The following is a 20,084-nucleotide window of genomic DNA, read 5'->3' on the forward strand; positions in this document are numbered from 1 at the left end:
TCACGCCCGATCTCTGCCAAGAATCCTCCAGCGGATAATCGGGAGTGAGTGCGATGAGCGACGAAGGAAACCTGGCCCTGAGCGAACTGGAAACAGCGGCGGTACCGGCCGAACGACGTCGACGCGCCGGGGGACGAGGCGCCGAGCGCAGCCGCAAGCCGAGCAGCGCGAAGTATCTGAACCTGGTCAATAATCTTTCCCACACGGAGCTTCTGTCGCCCGAAGCCCTTGATGATATTCACAATGCGTCGCTGACCATTCTCGAAGAAATCGGCATGGACATCATCCTGCCGGAAGCGCGCGAGCGCATGAAAGCAGCCGGCGCCGATGTCACGCCTGGCAAGGAGCGCGTCCGCTTCGACCGCAACATGATCATGGAGTTGATCGCCTCGGCTCCCTCGACCTTTACCCTGCACGCCCGCAATCCTCTTAGAAATGTCGAAATCGGCGGCCGCAACCTCGTCTTCGCCCAAGTCGCCTCGGCTCCGTTCGTTGCCGATCGCGAAGGCGGCAGAAGAGCGGGCAATCAGGAAGATTTCCGCAAGCTGATCAAGCTTGCCCAGTCCTTCGACGTCATCCACATGACCGGCGGCTACCCCGTCGAACCGATCGATATCCATGCCTCGGTGCGCCATCTCGACTGCCTCTCCGACATCGTGAAACTCACGGACAAGGCGTTCCACTGCTATTCGCTCGGCCAGCAGCGTAATCTCGACGCGATCGAGATCGCTCGCATCGGTCGCGGCATCAGCATGGAGCAGATGGAGCGCGAGCCCTCGCTCTTCACCATCATCAACTCCTCCTCGCCGCTGCGCCTGGACGGGCCGATGCTGCAGGGCATCATCGAGATGTCGTCGCGAAACCAGGTCGTCGTCGTAACCCCCTTCACACTGGCGGGCGCCATGGCGCCGGTGACGATCGCCGGCGCGGTGGTGCAGCAAAATGCCGAGGCGCTGTGCGGCATCGCCTTCACCCAAATGGTGCGCAAGGGCGCGCCGGTCATGTATGGCGGCTTCACCTCGAATGTCGATATGAAGACGGGTGCGCCTGCTTTCGGCACGCCAGAATATATGAAGGCTGTCATTTGCGGCGGCCAGCTCGCCCGCCGCTACGGCATCCCCTATCGAACCTCCAACACCAACGCCTCCAACACGCTCGACGCACAGGCGGCCTATGAGTCGGCCCTTTCCCTCTGGGCTTTGACGCAGGGCGGCGGCAATTTTGTGCTGCATGCGGCCGGCTGGAGCGAAGGTGGTCTCACCGCCTCCTTCGAGAAGTTCATCCTCGACGTCGACATGCTGCAGATGGTCGCCGAATTCCTGACGCCCCTGGATGTCAGCCAGGATGCCCTGGCGCTCGACGCCGTGCGCGATGTCGGCCCGGGAGGGCATTATTTCGGCACCGCGCATACGCTCGCGCGCTACGAGACCGCCTTCTATTCACCAATTCTCTCCGACTGGCGAAATTACGAGACCTGGACAGAGGCCGGGCGGCCCACAACCTACGATCATGCCAACCGCATCTTCAAGGAAACGCTTGCGCGTTACGAGCAGCCACCGCTTGATCCCGCAGTCGAGGAAGAGCTCGACGCCTTTGTCGCCAGGCGCAAGAAAGAGGGCGGAGTTCCCACGGATTTCTAAAGGGAAATCAAACGCTTTCCCTCATTTCATCATGAACGAAATTTAATGTTGCGGCCCTCTTTTTAGCCGCGAGTTCGCCCCGATTCCCGCGCACCGTGAGGTTCGGCTTCGGCTGGGAAGCCAGTGTTTGGGAAAGGGATGTCAATGTCTGTGCTTCGTACTTTAACAACGGCCGGCTTGATCGCGCTGACACTCGGCAGCGCTGCCGCCGTAACCACCACCAACGCCGCCGCCTCCGAGCGCGGCGCCATCTTCGGCGGCCTTGCTGCCGGTATTGTCGGCGGCGCGCTCGCGGCCGAAGCGGTAAGGCCGGCATACCCGGCCTACTACTCCGCATACCCCGCCTATCCCGCTTATTATGCCGGCCCTGCCTATGAGCGCGTCTATGTGCGCCCCTATCCGAGCTGCTATTGGGCATGGCGTCACGATGGCTGGGGTCGCCCATATCGTGTGGAGGTCTGCCGCTAGGGTTTAGAGCGCAGAAGCCTGCCTTCAGAAATTTCGGGATCAAGGATGCCGCCGGATTTCCGGCGGCATATGCACATCTATGAAGGAAAGCACCCGCCACCCCTTGACTTTGGTCGCGAATAAGACCAAATGCGCCTCAGCTTTCACCTTCCGGCCGCCGCGTGAGCGTGCCCTGCGGGACTTAGACGTACGCAAGAGAGGGACAAAAGCGCTTTATATAACGAGACCGCACCCAAGGCGGTCAGATGCGCTGGAAAGCTTTTTCCAACTTACAAGTTCCCACTTCACGCGGGGTTCTTGACGCCAGAGACAGACCGGACCGCATGGTGCGATCCGGCCTATTTGCTTTGGCGCCCCCGAAAGGTATTGAATTGACCGATTTTCACTCGCTTGGTCTTTCCAAGCAGATCGTCGATACGCTGTCGCAGAACAACTTCTCCACCCCGACGCCGATCCAGGCGCAGGCTATTCCGCTCGTTCTCCAGGGCCGCGATCTCGTCGGCCTCGCTCAGACGGGCACCGGCAAGACGGCCGCTTTCGGCCTGCCGATCATCGAAATGCTGTTGAAGGACGCCAAGCGCCCGGACAACCGCACCGTCCGCACGCTCATCCTCGCCCCTACCCGCGAACTGGTGAACCAGATCGCCGACAACCTGAAGCTCTTCGTCCGCAAGACGGCGCTCAGGATCAATGTCGTGGTCGGCGGTGCCTCGATCAACAAGCAGCAGCTGCAGCTTGAGCGCGGCACCGACATTCTCGTTGCCACCCCCGGCCGTCTGCTCGACCTCATCAGCCGCCGCGCCCTGTCGCTCGGCCAGGTCAGCTACCTCGTCCTCGACGAAGCCGACCAGATGCTCGACCTCGGCTTCATCCACGATCTGCGCAAGATCTCGAAGATGGTCCCGGCCAAGCGCCAGACCATGCTGTTCTCGGCCACCATGCCGAAGGCAATCGCCGATCTCGCCGCCGACTACCTGACCAACCCGGTCAAGGTCGAAGTCTCGCCTCCGGGCAAGGCTGCCGACAAGGTGGAGCAGTATGTCCACTTCGTGTCCGGCCAGAACCACAAGACCGAGATCCTGAAAGAAACGATCTCCGCCAATCCGGATGGCCGCGCCATGGTCTTCCTGCGCACCAAGCACGGCGCCGAGAAGCTGATGAAGCATCTCGAGCACGTCGGCTTTGCCGCCGCCTCCATCCATGGCAACAAGAGCCAGGGTCAGCGCGAACGGGCCCTCAAGGGCTTCCGTGACGGCGAAATCCGCGTTCTCGTCGCCACCGACGTTGCCGCCCGCGGCATCGACATCCCTGGCGTCTCGCATGTCTACAACTACGACCTGCCTGAGGTACCGGATGCCTACGTCCATCGTATCGGCCGCACCGCGCGCGCGGGCCGCGACGGCATCGCCATCGCCTTCTGCGCTCCGGACGAAATTCGCCTGCTGCGCGACATCGAGCGCCTGATGGGCATCGAAATTGCCGTCGCCAGCGGCGAAGCTCCTGCCGATCGCGCCCGTCCGACCCGTGGCAACAACCGTGGCGGCGGTCAAGGCCGTGGCGGTCAGGGCCAGGGTCGTGGTGGCGCAGGCCAGGGACGTGCGGAAGGCCGCCCGGCTCGCCCGGCCCGTCGTCCTCACCGCGAAGGTGAAGCCGGCGAAGGCCGCGCTCACAACGGCGAGCGCCAGGAGCGTCGCCCGCAGCGCGAAAACAACCGCAATGCCGACTTCCGTGGTCAGCGTCGCGACGAACGCACCCCGCGTCCGGAAGTGGACAACGACCTCGCTTCGACCTCGGATTTCCGTCCGGCCAAGAAGCCGCATCACAGCGGTCCGGCGAACGCCAATGGCGCAGCCCATGAAGCCGGTCATCGCGGCCCTCGTCACGCCCACGGCCGCCCCACGGGTCGCCATGAAGACCGTGGCCAGAACGCCCAGGGCGAACAGCGCAACGATCGCGGCAACGGCGGCATGAAGCGCCGCGGCCCCGGCAATGGCGGCCAGCGCCGTGAACGTGCCTAATAAGATAAAAGCTGTACGATAAAACAGAAGGGGGCCGATTGGCCCCCTTTTTTCATTTCGTGATGACACCCTATTCCGGCACGATATCCGCCGTGCGCCGGTTGGTCAGGTAGACGCCAAGCACCACGACCGCCGTGCCGATGATGATCGGCAGCGTTAGCGGTTCGCCGAAGGCGATTGCCGCTTCGATGGCGACGGCGGGGGGCATCAGGTAGATCAGCGATGCCGCCCGCGAGACCTGTCCGCGGCGGATCAGATAAAGCAACAGACCGACCGCACCCATCGACAGGCCGAAGACCGACCAGAGAAGCGAGAGAATTGCCGTCTGCGTGCCGTCAAAGCGCAATCCTTCGAACATGAAGGCCAGCGGCACGGTGACGATGAGCGCGCCGACATATTGCAGTGTCGCAATGGTCCTGAGATCTCCGGTCTGCAGGTGCCGCTTCTGGTAAAGCGTGCCGTAGGTCACCGAAACCATCGCCAGCAGATTGACGACGAGCGGAACAGCGGCCTGCCAGAGATCGGCGGTCCCCGAGGTCAACAGTTTTGGTGAGATGGCAATCGCGATACCGACAAAGCCGAGCAGCAGGCCGACGCGCTGGATGGGTTGCAGGCGTTCGTTGACGAGGAACGGCGCCGCCATGGCGGTCATCAGCGGCTGCAGGGCTGCGATGATGCCGGAAATGCCAGCCGGCACGCCCTGGGCGATCGCCCACCAGAGACCGGCCAGATAGATGCCGTGCAGGAAGATGCCGGAATAGATGGCCCGAAACACGCTCGACCAATCGCGCGGCCACCGCGCGCCCGTGAAGGAACAGAGCAGTACGAATGCCACCGCCGAAAGGCTGTAGCGGATCATCAGAAAGGTGAACGGCCCCGAATGCTGTGAGGCATATTTGGCGACGATCCAGCCGGTGGACCAGAGAAGGACGAAGATCGCCGGCGCGAGTTTATCGAGGGACATGGAAAGCGGACCGATATGTGTTTGGCGCGTCGGAGCCGGAATCGGGATCGAACTCGGAATGTCGCGCGGAGGGGCTGAAGGCTGATAGCCGATGGCGGCGGCACGGTCAAAATCCATCTGCTGAAAGCAGCCATCAATTTTTCTTCACCCGGCGGCGAACCATCGCTCCCTATCCTGGAGCTTCCGGTACCATCGAAGCAGTTGGACCGCAAAAGAAGCAGATGCTCAAATTTTGATCCGCACATTGCGGCAATAACCGGCCAACAACAAGCGCGTTAATCCTAAATGCCTGCAAATCCGGCATTTTCCGGCACCACGAAATTCGTACCGGCAACTGCGCATACTTCTTGCATTGTAAAAACCATTGTATTCAAATGGGTAAAAACACGGGGACCGCGCCTTTGGCATTTGATGAAATGATTACTGCGGATGAAAGTCCGCGCGAACCTTACGAGAAATACTTCGAGTGGTACTCCGGCCAGGATAGAGGCCACCTCATTGCCAAATCCCGAGATGCGGAAAACATCTTCCGAAAAACGGGCATTACCTTCGCGGTCTACGGACACGCAGACTCCTCCGAAAAGCTCATCCCCTTCGACATCATCCCCCGCATCATATCAGGCAGCGAATGGCGCAAGCTCGCCCAGGGCATCGAACAGCGGGTCATCGCCCTCAACGCTTTCCTCTATGACATCTATCACAAGCAGGAAATCATCCGCGCCGGCCGCCTCCCACGCGAGCTGATCGAGCGGAATGATGCCTTTCTGCCCGAGATGATCGGCTTTCGTCCGCCGGGCGGCGTCTATACCCATATCGTCGGCACCGACATCGTGCGCACCGGCGAAGACCAGTTCTACGTGCTCGAGGATAATGCCCGCACGCCGTCCGGTGTCAGCTACATGCTGGAAAACCGCGAAACGATGATGCAGATGTTCCCGGAACTGTTCCACCAGAACAAGGTGCGGCGGGTCGAAGACTATCCGTTGCAGCTGCGCCAGAGCCTCGCCTCGCTCGCCCCTCCCGGCTGCAAGGGCAAGCCGCGCGTCGCCGTCCTGACGCCGGGCATCTACAATTCGGCCTATTACGAGCATTCCTTCCTCGCCGACATGATGGGCGTGGAACTGGTGGAAGGCTCGGATCTGCGCGTCATCGACGGCAAGGTGAAGATGCGCACCACGCGCGGCTACGAGGCCATCGACGTGCTCTATCGCCGCGTCGACGATGATTTCCTTGATCCCCTCACCTTCCGCGCGGATTCGGCACTTGGCATTCCAGGCATCATGGATGTCTATCGCGCCGGCCACATCACCATCGCCAATGCGCCGGGCACCGGTATTTCCGACGACAAGGCGATCTATTCATACATGCCGGAGATCGTCGAATTCTACACCGGCCGCAAGCCGATCCTCGAGAATGTGCCGACCTGGCGCTGTTCGGAGCCCGACAGCCTGAAATATGTGCTGGAGAACCTCGCCGATCTCGTCGTCAAGGAAGTCCACGGCTCCGGCGGCTACGGCATGCTCGTGGGTCCCACAGCCTCCAAGAAGGAGCGGACGGAATTTGCCGAGAAGCTGAAGAGCAGGCCGAACAACTATATCGCCCAGCCGACGCTGTCTCTGTCGACCGTGCCGATCCTCGTCAATAAGGGCATTGCGCCGCGCCATGTCGACCTGCGCCCCTATGTGCTGGTCTCCGACAAGGTGCGGATCATCCCCGGCGGTCTGACCCGCGTAGCCTTGAAGGAAGGCTCGCTGGTGGTCAATTCCAGCCAGGGCGGCGGCACCAAAGACACCTGGGTTCTGGAGGACTGAGACGGACATGCTTGGAAGAACCGCCAATGGCCTCTACTGGATGTTCCGTTACATCGAGCGAGCAGAAAACATAGCCCGTCTTGTCGATGCCGGTCAGCGCATGTCGCTGACGCGGAGCGACGCGGTGGATGACGATTGGGACGGCGTGCTGCAAAGCGCCGGCGTACGCGACACCTATGACGAAGTGCACGGCAAGCTCACGGGAGCGGATGCGATCGATTACCTGATGCGTGATCGTTCCAATCCCTCGAGCGTCATGTCCTGCATCGAATATGGCCGCAACAATGCCCGCATGGTGCGCACGGCGCTGACCCGCGACACCTGGGAAGCGACCAACGAATGCTGGATAGAGCTGAAGGCCATGCTCGGCAAGCGCCTGAAAACCGCGGAACTGCCCGAGATGATCGACGTCATCAAGCGCCGTGCCGGGTTGATCCGTGGCGCCTTCCACGGCTCGATGCTGCGCAACGAGCTCTATAACTTCGCCCGCATGGGCACCTTCATCGAACGCGCCGACAATACGGCCCGCATCCTCGACGTGAAATATTACGTCCTGCTGCCGTCCGTCTCCTATGTCGGCTCATCGCTCGACAACGCCCAATGGGAATCGATCCTGCGATCGGTCTCGGCGCACCGGGCTTACAAGTGGGCCTACGATCCCGAATACACTCCGGCCAACATCGCCGACTTCCTGATCCTCAACGGTCAGATGCCACGTTCGCTGGCCTATTGCTATGAGAAGATCGTCGGCAACATCACCTTTCTGACCGCCGATTACGAGAAGCGACTGCCGGCGCACGATACGGCGGAAGCCATTCGCCAGATGCTGCAGAAGCTCACGATCAAGAACATCATGGATCAGGGCCTGCATGAATTCCTCGAGGATTTCGTGCTGCGCAACAACAAGCTCGGCGCGGAAATCTCCGACGGCTACCGGTTCTATCAGTAAGCGGGCGACATCATGAAACTGACGATCAGCCACATCACCGAATATCGCTACGATGAACCGTCGCAATTCTCGCTGCAGCGCCTGCGTCTGACGCCGCTGACCGGCGCCGGCCAGACCGTTCTCGACTGGAAGCTCATGGTCGAAGGCGCCCGTCCGGAAGTCGAATATGACGACCAGTTCGCCAATCGAGTGACGCTCGTCTCACTCGATGGCGAACAGGATTCGACCCGGATCGTCGCCACCGGCGAAATCGAAACGCAGGATCTCAACGGCGTTACCGGCCTGCACAGCGGCTTCGGCCCACTCTGGCTCTTCCTGCGGGATACGCCGCGCACCAAGGCCGGCAAGCTGACGAAGGAGATGCTGCGTGGCGTCTCCGGAGACAATGAACTCGGCAGGATGCACGCGCTGATGAGCGCTATCCATCAGACGGTGGAATACAAGCCCGGCACCAGCGACACGGAAACAACGGCCGAGCAGGCGCTGGAAAAGAAGAGCGGCGTCTGCCAGGACCATGCCCATATCTTCATCGCCGCCGCCCGCGCGTTGCGCATTCCGGCGCGCTACGTCTCGGGCTATCTGATGATGGAAGGCAAGAACGAGCAGGCCGCCACCCACGCCTGGGCGGAGGCGCATATTCCCGGTCTTGGTTGGGTCGGCTTCGACCCTGCCAACGACGTCTGCCCCGACGAGCGCTACGTCCGCATTGCCACCGGCCTCTGCTACCGCGACGCCGCCCCCGTCTCCGGCATGCGCCTGGGAATGCCGGGTGAAAGCCTCACGGTCAAGGTGACTGTCGCAAACCAGGGACAGAGCCAGAGTCAGACCCAAAGCTGATTGCGGCAAGCTGAGCTGAAATTATTCCCGCAAAGCATTCTGCATGCTTAGATGCGGAACTCTCGCTGCACTTGGAATGCTTGCGGCATCGCGAATTGGTTGTGCCGACGCTTGAACGATCCATCTCAAACATCTGGGCCGACGACCGCCGCGCTTGTCGCCTAGTTGGCCACCTGCTCGCCATCTACCGATACATCTTCGCCCTCGCCCACATCGACAGTGCGCAGAAAATGCAGCTTCCTGCCGCTAAATGTCAGGACGAGTTTTTGCTGTTCGCCGAATCCCAAAATCGGCACATCGATCACGAATGTCTGTGCATTCAGCCATGTTCCCTTGGCTTCGGTGATGTGGCCAATGGCAGGATCGGAAAGCTTTGGCGGCCCTTTGCGATAAAGTCCATCCAGCCCGATCGGAAAGCTGTATCTGACCGACGAGCCAGCGGGATAGTGCAACGAGAACTCGACGTCGAAATGCGGGCGAGGCTGCGCCAGATCGAGCATGAACGACTTCAAACCAAACGCGTTTTCAGACAACTTGTAAGTCTTTCCGGAGATCGCGGCAGCGATCTCAGGCGTTGGGCCGACGGGTGTCGGTTTTTCGACGGCGGCATCCTTGATGACATCAGCAAGTTGCGCCGCGGCATTCTGGTTCGACGGCAGCGCCCCGTCGGACCTGGCCGCGCTGGAGACGGCATTGATCAGGACCTTGTAATCAACCTGCTTTCTGGCGGTGGTCACCACCACGGCATCCAGCTCGGGAAACACCATGATCAACTGGCCGTTTTTGCCGTTCGCCATGTAGGCGTGCCTGTCGGGAAAGACCCAAATAAAGTTCGTATAGCTCTCGTTAGGATCGTCCGACGCACGCACATTGACGAGCCTGTGGCTCAGGACATCGGCCCAGCCGGGTGGAAGAAGTTGCCTTCCCTCCCATTCGCCGTGCCGCAGATACAAATAGCCGATCTTCGCCATGTCGAGCGGCAGTAAATACAGCATACCGTGTCCCATCGTAAGACCCTGGGGATCGCGCTCCCAATGCCAGTCAACAATGCCTAACGGCGCAAAAAGCCTTTCCCTTGCATAGTCCTCGGCGGGCTTGCCGGTCAGCCTGGTGATGACTGCGGAAACAATATCCGGATTGCCGTTACTGTAGTTGAAAACCTCTCCCGGCGCGTGCGCCATGGGACGATCCAGAATGAACTGGGTCCAGTTGGAGCTTCGCGCGAGATCGAACATCGTCTGCTGCTTGCCGCCCTCAAACCCCTGGTCCCAATCCAGCCCGGGGGTCATGTCCAAAAGATTCTGAACCGTGATGGCTTTCTTCCGGTCGTCGACATTCGCGATCTGGCGATCGCTGAAAAAATCCAGCACCGGATGATCGAGGCTATCGAGCAGGCCATCTTTATAGACCATCCCGAGAAGAGTGCCGGTGATCGCTTTCGTCGAGGAGAACAGGTTGTGCGAGATATCGCCGGTGTAAGGGGCGTAATAGGCCTCGGTGACAATCCTCCCGTGACGTACGACGAGGAGGCTGTCGAAGCTGTTGCGCGCGCCATAGGCGACGAGTTTGGCAAGAGCCGCTGAGTCCATGCCCTGCTCTTCCGGTGTAGACGTCAGCCATTCCTTGGTCGGCCAGATTGATTGGTCCGGGCTCTGCGCGCGGACCGCCCCGAATTGAGCTTCAGCGAACAACGCAGATAAACTTAAGACTACGCTCAGAACAAACCGCTTCCTGACCTGCATGCCCATGATGATCTCCGATCACGCAAACACTATCCCCACAGGCGCTAGGCAGTACACTATGCGCAGATTCCCACGCATGCCTAGCTCGTTCGCCACGGACCTTTGCTGTCGCGACGCCGGGTCTCTGGCATGCGCGTGGTGGCGCCAAGGTAACAGTCTCGAGCCAGGAGCCTGTTCAAAGTCAGAGTTAAGGCATAGGTTCAGCCTGTGAAAAAGCTCATCTGGTAGCTGCATAAAAAACAGGATTGTCCAGATTGCATTTAAGAACGGTCGCCTGGTCACTAGGTTTTCTGTGCATTCTAGCACTGCTTGGCGCTTCGATGACGTTGCCGCTCCAAGACGCCTATGTCGTGAAGCTCGACATTCGTCTAATGCCGGCAAGCCCAACCCATCTCTTAGGGACAGACGAGCTGGGGCGAGATTTCTTCTCCAGATTCGTAGCGGGAAGCGAATATACGGTTCTTACCGGACTGATGACAACGCTTCTGGCCGGCGTCTCGGGATGGCTCCTGAGGCGTGCGGCACAGGCAGCCCCGATCCGCTTCGGCCGTCTGGTCGTGATACTCGCTCACATCTGTTTCATCGCTCCATCATTTTTGCTCGCGCCCCGCTGGCTAGGTCGTTTGCTGATGATTGTACTGTCCCTTTTCTCCGCTTTGCCATTGTTCATCATTACGCTGATTGTGATCGGCTTCGGAAAATTGAGTGGCGTGGCAGCTTCGTTTGCGCTCGGGCCTCTGTTCGGAGTGGGGATCGCCTACATCATTTCGCGCGACGATTGCTTGAGTTCGCTGGCTTCCGAAGCGGATGGAAGAAGTCAATTCCTGCGACTTGTTGCTCTCACGGCACCCGTTTTCGCATGGAGCGCCTATTTCCTGGCGATACTCGACATTCTGGGACTCGGGGTGCAGCCACCTCGATCAAGCTGGGGAAACATGCTCGGCGCGCAGAGTATATCCTCTTGGCCCCAGGCCGCTGCGGGGCTTGGCTTTTTGGTCATTGGAATGACGGCCTTTACTTTCAGCAATGCAATCGCACGCGGGCAGAACGAAACATTGAACGTCTAATTCGCAAAACAAGAAGCCATCGGATCGACTCTGCAATCCAATGGCTTTGCAAATGAAAGAGGGGCGGAACTTTCGTCCCGCCCCTCTTCAATTCCAGACATCAATCTCAGTGGCTGTCGCGATTGTTCGGGATTTCCGAGCCGCGCGGGCCGACGAGGAAGTCGAGGTCGGCGCCAGTGTCGGCCTGCATGACCGACTTCACGTAGAGACCGCCGTAACCACCATTGAGCGGCTTGACCGGAGAAACCCAGGCGGCGCGGCGCTTGGCCATTTCCTCGTCCGAGATCTCGAGCTGGATCGTGCGGGCGGGAACGTCGACGGCGATGATGTCGCCGTTCTGGACAAGCGCCAGCGGTCCGCCATCAGCGGCCTCCGGAGCGGTGTGCAGGATCACGGTGCCGTAGGCGGTGCCCGACATGCGCGCATCGGAAATGCGGATCATGTCGGTGATCCCCTTCTTCAACACCTTCGGGGGCAGGCCCATATTGCCGACTTCGGCCATGCCCGGATAACCCTTCGGGCCGCAATATTTCAGCACCATGATACAGTTCTCGTCGATGTCGAGATCGTCGCGGTTGATGCGGGCGTGATAGTCCTCGATGCTTTCGAAGACGACGGCGCGGCCCTTGTGCTGCATCAGATGCGGCGAAGCGGCCGATGGCTTCAGGACAGCGCCCTTCGGGGCGAGATTACCGCGCAGAACCGCGATACCGCCCGACTGCGTCAATGCCTTCTCTCTGGGAACGATGACGTCGTCATTGTAGTTGACGACATCCTTGACGCCGGCCCAGATGCTTTCGCCTGTCACGGTGATCGCATCCTTGTGCAGCAGGCCCATCTCTCCCACGGCCTTGATGACGACCGGCAGACCGCCGGCATAGTAGAACTCTTCCATCAGGTGCTTGCCCGAGGGCTGCAGGTTGACGATCGTCGGCACTTCGCGGCCCAGGCGATCCCAGTCGTCGAGCGACAGGTCAACGCCGATGCGGCCGGCAAGCGCCAGTAGGTGCAACACGGCATTTGTGGAGCCACCGACGGCGCCATTGACGCGGATGGCGTTCTCAAAGGCTTCCTTGGTCAGGATATCGGAAGGCTTCAGGTCCTCCTTGACCATGTCCACGATACGACGGCCTGACAGCTGCGAGATAACGCGACGGCGCGCATCGACGGCCGGGATGGCGGCATTGCCCGGCAAAGTCATGCCGAGAGCTTCGGCCATCGACGCCATCGTCGAGGCCGTACCCATGGTCATACAGCTGCCGGCCGAACGGGCCATGCCCTGCTCCGCATCCATGAACTCGTCCAGCGACATCTCGCCGGACTTGACCATTTCCGAGAACTGCCAGATCGCCGTGCCCGAACCGACATCCTTACCGCGCCACTTGCCGTTCAGCATCGGGCCGCCGGAGACGAGAATGACGGGAATATCGACGGAAGCAGCACCCATCAGCAGGCTCGGCGTGGTCTTGTCGCAGCCGCCAAGCAGCACGACGCCATCGACCGGATTGCCTCGGATCGCCTCTTCGACATCCATGGCCGCGAGGTTACGGAACATCATCGCCGTCGGGCGCAACGTGCTTTCGCCGACGGAAAAGACCGGGAACTCGACCGGAAAGCCGCCTGCTTCGTAAACGCCGCGCTTCACGCGCTCTGCAAGATCGCGCAGATGCGCGTTGCAAGGCGTCAGCTCCGACCAGGTATTACAGATGCCGATGATCGGGCGGCCGTCGAACGTGTCGGCCGGCAGGCCCTGGTTCTTCATCCAGGAGCGATGCATGATCGCGTTCTTGCCGGTGCCGCCGAACCAGTCGTAGGAACGCAGCTTGCGCGGCCATTCAGCTTTCTTCTTCATAGTCTCAGTACCTTTTGCGTCGCCCGGGCCGCCTCGTTCGCGCCCGAGCCTTGAAGTCGGCGGTCAGGCCAGCGTGTATGCGGTCTTGACCGTGGTGAAGAATTCGGCGGCATATTTGCCCTGCTCGCGCGGACCGAAAGACGAGCCCTTGCGGCCGCCAAAGGGCACGTGGAAGTCGACGCCTGCCGTCGGCAGGTTGACCATCACCATGCCGGCCTCCGCATTGCGCTTGAAATGCGTCGCATGCTTCAGGCTTGTCGTCGCAATGCCGGAGGACAGGCCGAATGGCGTGTCGTTGGCGACAGCGAGAGCCTCTTCGTAATCCTTGACCCGGATGACCGAGGCAACCGGTCCGAAGATCTCTTCGCGGCTGATGCGCATCTGGTTGGTCGCTTCGGTGAAGAGCGTCGGCTGCAGATAGAAGCCGGGCGTGTCGCGGCTGATAAGCTCGCCGCCGAAGGCAAGCTTTGCGCCTTCCTGTTTGCCGATCTCGATATAGTCGGTGTCGGTCTTCAACTGCTTGGCATCGACGACCGGGCCAATATGCGTGCCGGCCTTGATGGCATTGTCGACATTCAGGGTCTTCAGCTTCTCCGTCAGCGCCGCCACGAACTTGTCGTGAATGCCTTCGGTGACAATGAGACGCGACGATGCCGTGCAGCGCTGGCCCGTCGAGAAGAAGGCAGAGTTGGCGGCAGCTTCAACCGCGACCGTCAGATCGGCGTCGTCAAGCACGACCATCGGGTTCTTGCCGCCCATTTCGAGCTGATACTTGCGGCCATGCTCGACGGAGGACAGTGCGACGCGCTTGCCGGTGCCGACCGAGCCGGTGAAGGTGAGACCCGACAGAACCGGGCTGTCGAGCATTGCCTGGCCGACGACCGAGCCCTTGCCCATGACGAGGTTCAGCACACCCTTCGGCAGGCCGGCGCGGTGCAGGATATCCACGATCGCCCAGGAGCAGCCGGGCACCAGATCGGCCGGCTTGAAGACGATGGTGTTGCCGTAGCAGAGCGCCGGCGCGATCTTCCAGGCCGGGATGGCGATCGGGAAATTCCAGGGCGTGATGATGCCGATGACGCCGAGCGGCTCGCGCGTGATCTCGACGCCGATATTCGGACGCACGGAGGGAAGCACCTCGCCCGCCAGGCGCAACGCCTCGCCGGCAAAGAAATCGAAGATCTGCGCGGCGCGGATGGTCTCGCCGATCGCTTCGGGAAGCGTCTTGCCCTCTTCGCGGGCCAGCAGCGCGCCGAGTTCGTCCTTGCGCGCTAGGATCTCGTCGCTGGTCTTCCTCAGGATGGAATGACGCTCGAGAATGCCGGAGCGGGACCATGCGGGGAATGCGGCCTTGGCGGCAGCAATCGCGTCGGCGACATCCTGAACGCTGGCGCTGGCATAAAGACCGACGACCTCGTTGGTGTCAGACGGATTGATGTTTTCGGCACCGGTCGTCCCGGTCCACTCGCCGGCGATCAGATTCTGATGAATGGTCATGGCATCATGCCTTCCTGGGTCGTGTTGGAAACGCCCGGCCGATGCTTGCGGCCGGGCTTCGACGAATTACAGCTGGCGAACAGCCACTTCCTCTTCGGCGGCAACCGCCAGCGGATTGCGCAACGGCAGGCCGAACTCCGCGACTTCGATCTCGAACACATCGCCCGCTTCCGGCTTGATCCCCTCGGCAAAGGAGAGCGTAGCCGTGCCGAACATGTGCACATGTACATCGCCGGGGGCGCGGAACAGTCCGTATTTGAAGTGGTGGTATTCGAGGTTTGCGAAGGTATGCGACATGTTCGCCTCGCCCGAAAGGAACGGCTTTTCGAAGATCACCTTGTCGCCGCGCTTGATGCGCGATGTGCCGCGAATATCCTCCGGCGCCGCGCCGATTCGGATTTCCGGACCGAAGCTCGCCGGGCGCAGCTTGGAATGGGCAAGGTAGAGATAGTTGATCCGCTCGGTGACGTGATCGGAAAACTCGTTCGACAGCGCAAAGCCGATGCGGAACGGCGAGCCGTCCTTGGCGATGACATAGATACCGGCCATTTCAGGCTCTTCGCCACCATCGAGTGCAAAGGAGGGCGATACCAGTGCTGCACCCGGTGCTGCGGCGCCATAGCCGTTGCCCTTGTAGAACCATTCCGGCTGCACGCCCTTCTCACCGTCCTTGGGCTTGCCGCCCTCGATGCCCATCTTGAACATCTTCATGGAGTCGGTCAGCGTTTCTTCGGCAGCTTCCGTGGTCTTCTTGTGCATGGAATCTCGCGTTGCGGCCGAGCCGAGATGCGTGAGGCCGGTGCCGGTCAGATGCAGATGGGCGGCGTCCGGATGCGTAATCGGCGGCAGGAACCGGCCCGCGGCATAGACCTTTTCCAGATCGATCGCTTCGCCAAGACCATGCGCCTCGATGACGGATGCCAGCGACTTGCCGCTATCAGCGGCTTCCAAAGCGAGCTTGTAGACGCTGCCGCCATTGACGACAGCCTTGGCAATTTCGCCTGGCCCGTTGCGGACCGCCACGACGATCTCGCCGTTCGAACCCTTGATCTGCGAGATGAGCATGTCTTTCATCCTTTCCTATCAGACAGAGAACGGATGCAGTTTACCGTTCCGGCTCTCAGCGAGAGCCGGACTCTGTCATGGATTTGGTTTTAAAGTTTCGGCCGGTCGCTTAAGCGATCAACCCTTGTTCTTGTTGTAGACGTCGATGAACACGGCAGCGAGCAGGACAGCACCCTTGATCATCTTCTGCGAGTCCGTCTGGTAGCCGAGGATCGACATGCCCTGGTTCAAGACACCCATGATCAAGGCGCCGATGACGGCACCCGTCACCTTACCGACGCCGCCGGAAGCAGACGCGCCGCCGATGAAGCAGGCCGCGATCACGTCGAGCTCGAGACCGTCACCGCCCTTGGCGGTTGCCGAATTCAGGCGCGTGGCGATGATGATGCCGGCGATGCTGGCAAGAATGCCCATGTTGATGAAGGTGTAGAACGTCAGGCGTCTTGTATCGATGCCCGAGAGCTTCGTCGCCTTTTCATTGCCGCCCATCGCATAGATGCGACGGCCGATCGTGGTGCGCTGCGTGGCGAAGGCATAGAGCGCGATCAGCAGCAGCATGAGGATCAGAACGTTCGGCAGGCCTCTATAGGAAGAAATCTGGTAGCCGATGAAGATGGCCGCAGCTGCAACCACCAGATTCTGGCCGACAAAGAAGCTGAACGGCTCGACATCGATACCATGCTTCTCGTTCACGCTGCGGCGGCGCCACGACAGGAAGAACATGACGATCGGGATGGCGACGGTCAGCAGGATCGACGTCGAGTGAATGCCGCCCATATCGGTAAAGTCAGGAATGAAGCCGGTCGCGACGATCTGGAACGCCGGCGGGAACGGGCCGATACTGCTGCCGTTGCCGGTCGTGTTGATGATCGCATAGGTCAGGCCGCGGAAAACCAGCATGCCTGACAGGGTCACGATGAACGACGGAATACGGTGATAGGCGATGAAATATCCATGCCAGGCGCCGACCGCGGCCCCCATCAGAAGACAAATGACCGTCGCGAGCGCCAGATTCATGTGCATCTGCACGACCAGCACGCCGGCGACTGCGCCAACGAAGCCGACAACGGAGCCGACAGACAGATCGATATGTCCAGCCACAATCACCAGCAGCATGCCCAGCGCCATGATGACGATGAACGAGTTCTGTAGAACGAGGTTGGTCAGGTTCTGCGGCCTGAACAGCACGCCGCCGGTCAGCCACTGGAACAACAGCATGATCACCACGAGCGCGATCAACATGCCGTATTCGCGAATATTGTTGCGGATATGATCGCCAACGGAGACGACGTGGCTTTCCGTGGCTGGGTTGGCCGAACTCATTGATGCTTCTCCCCTGAGCGCATGATAGCGCGCATGATGCTCTCCTGGCTCGCCTCTGCCTTTGGCAGTTCGGCGACGATGCGACCCTCGTTCATGACGTAGATGCGGTCGCAAGTGCCGAGAAGCTCGGGCATTTCTGATGAAATCATCAGAACGCCCTTTCCGTCGGCGGCAAGCTGGTTGATGATGGAATAGATTTCGTATTTTGCGCCGACGTCGATGCCGCGCGTAGGCTCATCAAGGATGAGCACGTCCGGATCGGAGAACAGCCATTTCGACAGCACCACCTTCTGCTGGTTGCCGCCGGACAGGTTGCCCGCCTCTTGGAAGACGCCCGCCGAGCGAATGCGCAGCTTGGAACGATAATTCGTCGCCACCTGCAGTTCCCGCACGTCGTCGATGACGGTCGCCTTGGAAACGCCAAGCAGATTGGCGAGCGTCGTATTGTGCAGGATGCTGTTCGACAGGACGAGACCGAGTTGCTTGCGGTCTTCGGTCACATAGGCAAGACCGGCGTCGATCGCCTTGCGCACCGTGCTGGTGTCGACAAGCTTGCCTTCGAGGAAGACTTCGCCGCTGACCTTGTGGCCGTAGGACTTGCCGAACACGCTCATGGCGAATTCGGTGCGTCCCGCCCCCATCAGGCCGGCGATGCCGACAACCTCGCCCTTGCGCACATGGACGTTGATGTCGTGCAGGATCTGCCGATCGCGATGCTGTTGGTGAAAGGCGTTCCAGTTCTTCACTTCGAAGATCGTCTCGCCGATCGGAACCGAGCGCGGCGGATAGCGGTCGGCCAGCTCGCGACCCACCATGTTGCGGATAATGATGTCTTCGCTGATCTCTTCCTCGTGACAGTTCAGCGTCTTCACCGTCATGCCGTCGCGCAGCACCGTGATCTCGTCGGCAACCTTGCGCACTTCGTTGAGCTTGTGCGTGATGATGATCGAGGTGATGCCCTGATTGCGGAACTCGATGAGAAGATTGAGGAGCGCATCGGAATCGCTTTCGTTGAGCGATGCCGTCGGCTCGTCGAGAATGAGCAGCTTGACGCTCTTCGACAGGGCCTTGGCGATCTCGACGAGCTGCTGCTTGCCGACGCCGATATCGGTCACAAGCGTATTCGGAGATTCCTTGAGGCCCACTTTGGAAAGGAGCTTCTTGGTGCGGGTGAAGGTTTCCTGCCAATTGATCATGCCATTGGCGACGACCTCATTGCCCAGGAAAATATTCTCGGCAATCGACAGCAGCGGCACGAGCGCCAGCTCCTGGTGAATGATGATAATGCCGATTTCTTCGGAGTCCTTGATGGTCTTGAACTGGCGGACCGCGCCGTCATAGTAGATGTCGCCGTCATAGCTGCCAGCCGGGTAGACGCCCGAAAGCACCTTCATTAGGGTGGACTTGCCGGCCCCGTTTTCCCCAACCAAAGCATGAATTTCGCCCTGACGGACCTTCAGATTGACATTTTCCAAAGCGTTCACACCGGGGAACGACTTGGTAATGCTCCGCATTTCGAGGATGGTATTGTCCATTGTCCGTATCCAACGCCGCGACCGAACATAGCAGACCGGGCGATCGTCTTAAATATCAGAGTCAGGGCTCGCTTTTCGGCGAGCCCTGACCGGTATATCGGAAAATTACTTCAGCTGGTCAGCCTTGTAGTAACCGCCCTCTACGAGGATCTTCTCATAGTTGGTCTTGTCAACTGCGACCGGGGTCAGCAGGTAGGACGGAACAACCTTGACGCCGTTGTCGTAGGTCTTCGTGTCGTTGACTTCAGGCGTCTTGCCTTCCATCAGAGCGTTGACCATGTCGACGGTGACCTTTGCGAGGTCACGGGTGTCCTTGAAGATCGTGGAGTGCTGTTCGCCAGCGATGATGGACTTGACCGAAGGAATTTCGGAGTCCTGACCGGTGACGACAGGCAGCTTCACGCCGCCGGTGCCGTAGCCAACGCCCTTGAGCGAGGAGAGGATACCGATGGAGAGACCGTCATAAGGAGACAGAACGGCGTCGACGTGAGCGTCGGTGTAGTAGGCCGAGAGGAGGTTATCCATACGAGCCTGGGCCGTTGCCGGATCCCAACGCAGCGTGCCGACCTTGTCCATGCCCATCTGGCCAGACTTTACGACGAGCTTGCCGCTGTCGATGTAAGGCTTCAAAACCGACATTGCGCCGTCGTAGAAGAAGAAGGCGTTGTTGTCGTCAGGCGAACCGCCGAACAGTTCGATGTTGAACGGGCCCTTGCCATCCTTGAGGCCGAGAGCATCGACGATCGAGCCAGCCTGGAGAACGCCGACCTTGAAGTTGTCGAAGGTGGCGTAGTAGTCGACATTGCCGCTGTTGCGGATCAGGCGGTCATAGGCAATGACCTTGATGCCGGCATCATGAGCCTTCTGCAGAACGTCGGACAGCGTCGTGCCATCGATCGAAGCGACGACGAGAACCTTGTCGCCCTTGGTGACCATGTTTTCGATCTGCGAAAGCTGGTTCGGAATGTCGTCATCGCCATACTGCAGGTCGGTGCCGTAACCGGCAGCCTGGAGCTGCTTGACGATGTTATTGCCGTCATCGATCCAGCGGGCCGAAGCCTTGGTCGGCATTGCGATACCAACCGTGCCCTTGTCAGCTGCGAATGCAGGCGTGACGAGCGTAGCGACGCCGAGCGCAGCGCCGGCCATCAATGAGATAATGGATTTCATTACTCTCTCCCTTGTTGTTAATATCGCGGACGAAAAAACGCCCGCCCGAAACTGCGGCAGGTTCCGTAGAAGGAATGCTTTACTTCCGATTGTGAGAAACGAAGTAGGTCTCCTCCACGCTCTCACGTGTTATGATCTGCAACCAG

General features: G+C 60.1%; 15 protein-coding genes. 7 read left to right on the forward strand and 8 right to left on the reverse strand.

Features of this window, described 5'->3' with window-relative positions:
* Positions 1-53 precede the first annotated feature (53 nt).
* From ACQZ6F_RS09835 to ACQZ6F_RS09845, 3 genes are all read left to right on the forward strand, one after another.
* A complete protein-coding gene (locus tag ACQZ6F_RS09835) occupies positions 54-1,640 on the forward strand; it encodes a trimethylamine methyltransferase family protein (RefSeq protein WP_077471876.1) in 1,587 nt (528 codons plus the stop codon).
* 144 nt (positions 1,641-1,784) lie between these two features.
* Positions 1,785-2,108 carry a hypothetical protein gene (locus tag ACQZ6F_RS09840; protein ID WP_077471877.1) on the forward strand — a complete coding sequence of 108 codons (324 nt, stop codon included), beginning with the start codon at positions 1,785-1,787 and terminating at the stop codon, positions 2,106-2,108.
* A gap of 323 nt (positions 2,109-2,431) precedes the next feature.
* Complete coding sequence (locus ACQZ6F_RS09845) at positions 2,432-4,126, forward strand: DEAD/DEAH box helicase (RefSeq protein ID WP_449091939.1); 1,695 nt, start codon at positions 2,432-2,434, stop codon at positions 4,124-4,126.
* 70 nt (positions 4,127-4,196) lie between these two features.
* Here the strand turns inward: ACQZ6F_RS09845 and ACQZ6F_RS09850 are convergent, their stop codons facing one another.
* Positions 4,197-5,090 carry a DMT family transporter gene (locus ACQZ6F_RS09850; protein ID WP_449092397.1) on the reverse strand — a complete coding sequence of 298 codons (894 nt, stop codon included), beginning with the start codon at positions 5,088-5,090 and terminating at the stop codon, positions 4,197-4,199.
* 401 nt (positions 5,091-5,491) lie between these two features.
* Here ACQZ6F_RS09850 and ACQZ6F_RS09855 point away from each other — a divergent pair, with 401 nt between their 5' ends.
* Genes ACQZ6F_RS09855 through ACQZ6F_RS09865 form a run of 3 tightly spaced genes read left to right on the forward strand, consistent with a single transcriptional unit; the run spans position 5,492 to position 8,687 of the window.
* Complete coding sequence (locus tag ACQZ6F_RS09855) at positions 5,492-6,901, forward strand: circularly permuted type 2 ATP-grasp protein (RefSeq protein WP_174071939.1); 1,410 nt, start codon at positions 5,492-5,494, stop codon at positions 6,899-6,901.
* A 7-nt stretch (positions 6,902-6,908) separates the two neighbouring features.
* Entirely contained in the window at positions 6,909-7,850 is a 942-nt protein-coding gene (locus ACQZ6F_RS09860; protein ID WP_068401249.1) for an alpha-E domain-containing protein, read from the forward strand.
* Positions 7,851-7,862: 12 nt separating this feature from the next.
* Positions 7,863-8,687 carry a transglutaminase family protein gene (locus ACQZ6F_RS09865; RefSeq protein WP_449091938.1) on the forward strand — a complete coding sequence of 275 codons (825 nt, stop codon included), beginning with the start codon at positions 7,863-7,865 and terminating at the stop codon, positions 8,685-8,687.
* 161 nt (positions 8,688-8,848) lie between these two features.
* Here the strand turns inward: ACQZ6F_RS09865 and ACQZ6F_RS09870 are convergent, their stop codons facing one another.
* Positions 8,849-10,435 carry a serine hydrolase domain-containing protein gene (locus ACQZ6F_RS09870; RefSeq protein WP_449091937.1) on the reverse strand — a complete coding sequence of 529 codons (1,587 nt, stop codon included), beginning with the start codon at positions 10,433-10,435 and terminating at the stop codon, positions 8,849-8,851.
* 314 nt (positions 10,436-10,749) lie between these two features.
* Here ACQZ6F_RS09870 and ACQZ6F_RS09875 point away from each other — a divergent pair, with 314 nt between their 5' ends.
* Positions 10,750-11,496, forward strand: coding sequence for a hypothetical protein (locus tag ACQZ6F_RS09875; RefSeq protein ID WP_449091936.1), 747 nt, complete (start codon positions 10,750-10,752; stop codon positions 11,494-11,496).
* A 106-nt stretch (positions 11,497-11,602) separates the two neighbouring features.
* Here ACQZ6F_RS09875 and araD read toward each other — a convergent pair whose 3' ends face one another.
* The 6 genes from araD to chvE all read right to left on the reverse strand — a co-directional run bounded on the left by araD (position 11,603) and on the right by chvE (position 19,938).
* A complete protein-coding gene (gene araD / locus ACQZ6F_RS09880; RefSeq protein WP_068401259.1) occupies positions 11,603-13,348 on the reverse strand; it encodes an L-arabinonate dehydratase in 1,746 nt (581 codons plus the stop codon).
* A 63-nt stretch (positions 13,349-13,411) separates the two neighbouring features.
* Positions 13,412-14,845, reverse strand: a complete 1,434-nt coding sequence (locus ACQZ6F_RS09885; RefSeq protein WP_449091935.1) for an aldehyde dehydrogenase family protein — start codon at positions 14,843-14,845, stop codon at positions 13,412-13,414.
* A 66-nt stretch (positions 14,846-14,911) separates the two neighbouring features.
* Positions 14,912-15,910, reverse strand: a complete 999-nt coding sequence (araD1, locus tag ACQZ6F_RS09890) for an AraD1 family protein (RefSeq protein ID WP_449092396.1) — start codon at positions 15,908-15,910, stop codon at positions 14,912-14,914.
* A 117-nt stretch (positions 15,911-16,027) separates the two neighbouring features.
* Positions 16,028-17,233 (reverse strand): multiple monosaccharide ABC transporter permease, encoded by a 1,206-nt coding sequence (gene mmsB, locus ACQZ6F_RS09895; protein ID WP_077471883.1) that lies wholly within the window; start codon positions 17,231-17,233, stop codon positions 16,028-16,030.
* The gene (gene mmsA / locus ACQZ6F_RS09900; RefSeq protein WP_077471884.1) at positions 17,230-18,768 is read right to left on the reverse strand and encodes a multiple monosaccharide ABC transporter ATP-binding protein; all 1,539 of its coding nucleotides are present in this window, start codon (positions 18,766-18,768) and stop codon (positions 17,230-17,232) included. The genes mmsB and mmsA overlap by 4 nt, the downstream gene beginning before the upstream one ends.
* Before the next feature lie 105 nt (positions 18,769-18,873).
* Positions 18,874-19,938: a multiple monosaccharide ABC transporter substrate-binding protein gene (gene chvE, locus ACQZ6F_RS09905; RefSeq protein WP_068401271.1), complete on the reverse strand. Its 1,065-nt coding sequence runs from the start codon at positions 19,936-19,938 to the stop codon at positions 18,874-18,876.
* Positions 19,939-20,084: the final 146 nt, after the last annotated feature.

This window comes from Rhizobium sp. A22-96, assembly GCF_053521805.1.

Bases quoted from the DNA above. Each gene is read 5' to 3' on its own strand.
- mmsA (WP_077471884.1), bottom strand. From the start codon at position 18,768: ATGGACAATACCATCCTCGAAATGCGGAGCATTACCAAGTCGTTCCCC.
- mmsB (WP_077471883.1), bottom strand. From the start codon at position 17,233: ATGAGTTCGGCCAACCCAGCCACGGAAAGCCACGTCGTCTCCGTTGGC.
- ACQZ6F_RS09860 (WP_068401249.1), top strand. From the start codon at position 6,909: ATGCTTGGAAGAACCGCCAATGGCCTCTACTGGATGTTCCGTTACATC.
- ACQZ6F_RS09865 (WP_449091938.1), top strand. From the start codon at position 7,863: ATGAAACTGACGATCAGCCACATCACCGAATATCGCTACGATGAACCG.
- chvE (WP_068401271.1), bottom strand. From the start codon at position 19,938: ATGAAATCCATTATCTCATTGATGGCCGGCGCTGCGCTCGGCGTCGCT.
- ACQZ6F_RS09845 (WP_449091939.1), top strand. From the start codon at position 2,432: ATGGTGCGATCCGGCCTATTTGCTTTGGCGCCCCCGAAAGGTATTGAA.
- ACQZ6F_RS09875 (WP_449091936.1), top strand. From the start codon at position 10,750: ATGACGTTGCCGCTCCAAGACGCCTATGTCGTGAAGCTCGACATTCGT.
- ACQZ6F_RS09840 (WP_077471877.1), top strand. From the start codon at position 1,785: ATGTCTGTGCTTCGTACTTTAACAACGGCCGGCTTGATCGCGCTGACA.
- ACQZ6F_RS09870 (WP_449091937.1), bottom strand. From the start codon at position 10,435: ATGGGCATGCAGGTCAGGAAGCGGTTTGTTCTGAGCGTAGTCTTAAGT.
- araD (WP_068401259.1), bottom strand. From the start codon at position 13,348: ATGAAGAAGAAAGCTGAATGGCCGCGCAAGCTGCGTTCCTACGACTGG.
- ACQZ6F_RS09835 (WP_077471876.1), top strand. From the start codon at position 54: ATGAGCGACGAAGGAAACCTGGCCCTGAGCGAACTGGAAACAGCGGCG.
- araD1 (WP_449092396.1), bottom strand. From the start codon at position 15,910: ATGCTCATCTCGCAGATCAAGGGTTCGAACGGCGAGATCGTCGTGGCG.
- ACQZ6F_RS09885 (WP_449091935.1), bottom strand. From the start codon at position 14,845: ATGACCATTCATCAGAATCTGATCGCCGGCGAGTGGACCGGGACGACC.
- ACQZ6F_RS09850 (WP_449092397.1), bottom strand. From the start codon at position 5,090: ATGTCCCTCGATAAACTCGCGCCGGCGATCTTCGTCCTTCTCTGGTCC.